Source organism: Stenotrophomonas sp. HMWF003 (assembly GCF_003061285.1).
GTDB classification, from domain to species: Bacteria; Pseudomonadota; Gammaproteobacteria; order Xanthomonadales; family Xanthomonadaceae; genus Stenotrophomonas; species Stenotrophomonas maltophilia_AP.
The window spans coordinates 1-4,351 of the sequence record NZ_QAIW01000050.1; the positions used below are offsets into that span (position 1 = coordinate 1).

The following is a 4,351-nucleotide window of genomic DNA, read 5'->3' on the forward strand; positions in this document are numbered from 1 at the left end:
TCATGAACGTTGGAAGATCCGCCTGGAGCCGGCCAGCGGCCGGCACTACCGAATGGTGAAAGATCTGCCTGGAGCCGGCCAGCGGCCGGCACTACCGAATGGTGGAAGATCCGCCTGGAGCCGGCCAGCGGCCGGCACTACCGAATGGTGGAAGATCCGCCTGGAGCCGGCCAGCGGCCGGCACTACCGAATGGTGGAAGATCTGCCTGGAGCCGGCCAGCGGCCGGCTCTACCGCATGGTGGAAGATCTGCCTGGAGCCGGCCAGCGGCCGGCACTACCGGTGGGATCGGCCGGCGCTACCGCATTGGCGGCGACGTCTGTCGCGGGATCATCCGCGCGGCGTTTGCGCCTGCAGCCGCGCCATCACCAACCGGTCGGCTTCACGCGGCATCTGCGGCGCGGCGCACTGCGCGCCGGCATGCCCTTCCTGCGCGAGCCAATCGTCCACCACGCCCCCCAGCAGGTCCAGCCGCAGCGGCAGCGTGATGTGGTCTTCGCCCTGCATTTCGATGTAGTGCACGCGTGGGCTGGCCACTGCCAGCCGGCGCCCCTGGTCCACCCGCACGTGCTGGTCGTTCTGCCCGTGCACCAGCAACACGCAGGCCCGCGTATCGGCCAGCGCGCGCGCCACGTCGACACGGTCCAGGTCGAGGTCCAGGCGTTGACTGGCCGCAGCAATCACCGCGTCGATATCCTGCCCGCCGTAGCGCCAACGCCCATAGGCCGCCATCGCCTGCGCCTTCCAGGCGGTCGGCTGCAGCGCCATCAGGTGCGGGATCATGCTGCGGATGGCATCGCCGGCATTGGCGAAGGACTCCATCGCCACCACGCCACTGACCCGGTCACCCAGCTTGTCGGCGGCAAACACCGCCGTGGCCGCGCCGTAGGACACCCCGAACAGGTACAGCGGCCCCACCACTTCGCCGCGTGCCTGCAATGCATCGATCACGTCGATCACATCGTCCGACTCGAACGTGCCATAGCCCGACGGACCCGCACCGGACTGGCCATGGTTGCGCAGGTCGATGGTGACCACGCGGTAGCCGGCCTGGGCCAGCTGCAGCGACCACGGCAACATCGCATCACCATTCATCATCCAGCCGTGCAGCAGCACCACGGTGCCGCGCGGCGGCTGCGCCCGGAATGGCGTGGGCAGCGCCAGCGCAAGGCCGGTCTGCAGCGGCTCCCCGTTCTCGTGCGGCTGGGCCAGGTACTGGTAACGCAGCCCGTACTGGCCCGGGTCGAACGCCCGCCAGAAGATCGGCACGCCCGCACGGCTGGTGACCCGGCCATGCCGGTTGGGCACGCCGTCCACCGCGGCAGCAATGCGCGCGGTGTCCAGCAACGTGGACACGCCACCGGGCGCGACCAGACGATCGCTGAGCGAGGTCGAGGCAGCGGTGGAAGTGAGCGAGGAGCAGGCAGCCAGCCACAGGCCGGCCCCGGCCAGCAACAACAGCAGCAGGCGCTTCATAGGGGACACAGGGAAAACCAGAGTGAGCCGCGCAGGTTACCGGCCGCCGACCGGGCGCTCTATCGCATCCACATGACCGTGCGATGACAACGCAGCGGCGATTCAGCTTGACCTCGCCCGGCGCCACACCTCACCCCAGCCAGCCCTGCATCGTCGGCCACCAGCCGGCCATCACCTGCGGGCCCTGCATCCGCGCCCGCCACCAGCGCAACGCGGCGCCCTCTTCGCCCGGCCGCCAGGCCAGCCAGAAGGTCTCGTCGGGCTTGGGCTCCTCCACCTGCCTGATCACCAGCCGGCCCTGCTGCACTGCCTGCTGCACATACGGCGCTGGCAGGAAGCCGAAGCCGAGGCCGGCGCATTGCAGCCGGAACTTGCTGACGGTATCGGGCACCGTCACCGTCTCCTGCCCCATCAGCAGGCCCACCGTACGCGGCAGCAACCGCCGCGCCGAATCGGCCACCGCGATCGCGCAGTGCGCGGCCAGCTGCTCGCGCCCCAGGGGCCCCGGCGCGGTCGCGAGCGGATGCGAAGGTGATACTGCGAACACGAATTCCACCACGCCCATCGGCTCCACCACGTAGCCGCCGCCGCTCGGCCCTTCGCCAGCCGCGCCCACCAGCAGGTCCGCGCGCCGGTCCAGCAGCGCCTCCCAGGTGCCCGACAGCGACTCGCTGATCAGCCGCACGCGGGTCTGTTCGGCCACCGCGTTGAAGGCGCGCACGTCCTCGGCCAGCAACGCCGGCTGGAACATCGAATCGACCGCCACGGTCAGCTCCGCCTCCCAGCCCGAGGCCACCCGGCGCACCCGCATCTCCAGCTCGCGTGCGGCCCGCAGCAGGTGCCGCCCCTCTTCCAGCAGCGCCTGCCCGGCCTGGGTCAGCTGCGCGCGCGGACCCACCCGGTCGAACAGCTGCACGCCCAGGTCCTGTTCCAGCTTGGACACCGTGTAGGAAATGGTCGACGGTACCTTGTGCAGCGCCTTGCCCGCGGCGGCAAAGGAGCCGCGACGGTCGATGGCATCGAGGATCTGCAGGGCATCCAGACTGAGCTTGAGCATTCGAATTTTTCGATGATGGCTTGCGAAACTATCCGTTTTTCAAACCCCATGTGCAAGCGGATACTGGCGCCAACAGGAAAGGGACGCCGCAAACGCCTCCCCGCCCACCATCGAAACCATCGAATACCCGAGGAGATCCACCATGCTGCAGATCCGCAAGAGCACCACCCGTGGCAAGGCCGACCATGGCTGGCTGAACTCCATGCACACCTTCTCGTTCGCCAACTACTACGACCCGCGCTACACCAGCTTCGGCCCGCTGCGGGTGATCAACGAAGACCGCGTGCAGGGCGGCCAGGGCTTCGGGACCCACAGCCACGCCAACATGGAGATCATCTCCTACGTGCTCGGCGGCGCCCTGGAGCACAAGGACTCGATGGGCACCGGCTCGGTGCTGCGCTATGGCGACGTGCAGCGCATGAGCGCCGGCAGCGGGGTCAGCCACAGCGAGTTCAACCATTCGGCCGACGAGACCGTGCACTTCCTGCAGATCTGGCTGTTCCCCGACCAGGAGAACATCGCCCCGAGCTACCAGGAAACCCATTTCGCCCCCGAAGCCAAGCGCGGCCAGCTGCGCCTGATCGCCGCCAAGGATGGGCGTGACGGTGCCCTGCTGATCCACCAGGACGCCAACATCTACGCCACGATCCTGGACGGCAACGATCGCGTGCAGCTGCCGCTGGCCCCGCGTCGCGGTGCCTATGTGCAGGTGGCGCGGGGCCAGGTGCAGGTCAACGGCATCACCCTGGACACCGGCGACGCGCTGCAGATCAGCGACGAGGCCCAGGTGACGCTGGAAAACGCCAGCGATGCAGAAGTGCTGGTGTTCGACCTGCCGCTGTAAGGCGATGCGATGCACGCAGGCGGTCCCGAACCGATCGGGGCCGTCTGCTGCGCATCAGGCCGCAGGCACCGGCGCGTCCGCGGCGATCAACTGCTCCTGCTTCAGCTCGGCCCAGAACGCGGCCGGGATGGCCACCGACATCGACGCCACGTTGGCCAGCACCTGTTCGGGCGTGCGCGCCCCGGGGATCACCGCCGATACCACCGCCGGCGCATCGGCGAACTGCAGCGCCGCAGTGCGCAGATCCACCCCGTGGCGATCGCAGACGGCCTGCACCTTGGCGCGCTTGTCCGGCGCCCAGGCAGGCACCGTGCCGTCGTACAGATACCGCTCGCGCCCGGCCAGGTAACCGGCCAGCAGCGGCGACCCCACCACCACCGACGCGCCGTGCGCGGCGATCCGGGGGAAGGTTTCGTGCAGGGCCTGTTCGTGGTCCAGCAGCGAGTACTGGCACGCCAGCAGGAAGATGTCCGGGTCGGCTTCGTCGATCGCACGGAGCGCAGGCTCGGGGCGGTTCACGCCGAATCCCCAGGCCTTGATCAGCCCTTCTTCGCGCATGCGGGTCAGCGCCGGCATCGCGCCCTTGGCGGCCTCGGCAAAGCGCTGCTCCCACGGCATGCCGAGGTCTTTCTCGTTGTCCGGGGACAGGTCGTGGATGAACACCACGTCCAGCTGCGACACACCAAGCCGGTTGAGGCTGTCCTCCACCGAGCGCCGGGTGCCATCGGCCGAATAATCGTAGCGGTAGTGGAACGGCGACGGCTCCTGCCACATCGTTTTCTGCAGCGCGCCGCGCGTGGCCGTCAGCAGGCGGCCGACCTTGGTCGACAGCGTGTACTCGCGTGCCGGGTGGTTGTGCAGGTGATGGCCGTAGCGGCGCTCACTGAGGCCCAGCCCGTACCACGGCGAGGTATCGAAACAGCGCACGCCGGCCGCGTACGCCGCTGCCAGCGTGGCCTCACTGATGGCATCGGT

Annotated in this window: 4 protein-coding genes; 1 reads left to right on the forward strand and 3 read right to left on the reverse strand. The window is 68.9% G+C overall.

Annotation, left to right across the window (positions count from 1 at the left end; genetic code table 11):
- Positions 1 to 329: 329 nt before the first annotated feature.
- Together DBR34_RS01665 and DBR34_RS01670 are read right to left on the reverse strand one after the other, a co-directional pair.
- Positions 330 to 1,475 carry an alpha/beta fold hydrolase gene (locus tag DBR34_RS01665; RefSeq protein WP_128095452.1) on the reverse strand — a complete coding sequence of 382 codons (1,146 nt, stop codon included), beginning with the start codon at positions 1,473 to 1,475 and terminating at the stop codon, positions 330 to 332.
- A gap of 130 nt (positions 1,476 to 1,605) precedes the next feature.
- Positions 1,606 to 2,532 carry a LysR family transcriptional regulator gene (locus DBR34_RS01670; protein ID WP_128095450.1) on the reverse strand — a complete coding sequence of 309 codons (927 nt, stop codon included), beginning with the start codon at positions 2,530 to 2,532 and terminating at the stop codon, positions 1,606 to 1,608.
- Between the two features lie 142 nt (positions 2,533 to 2,674).
- Here DBR34_RS01670 and DBR34_RS01675 point away from each other — a divergent pair, with 142 nt between their 5' ends.
- Positions 2,675 to 3,376, forward strand: a complete 702-nt coding sequence (locus tag DBR34_RS01675) for a pirin family protein (protein WP_128095451.1) — start codon at positions 2,675 to 2,677, stop codon at positions 3,374 to 3,376.
- 54 nt (positions 3,377 to 3,430) lie between these two features.
- Here DBR34_RS01675 and DBR34_RS01680 read toward each other — a convergent pair.
- Positions 3,431 to 4,351, reverse strand: a 921-nt coding sequence (locus DBR34_RS01680) for an aldo/keto reductase (protein ID WP_146186755.1), incomplete at its 5' end; no start/stop codon positions are given.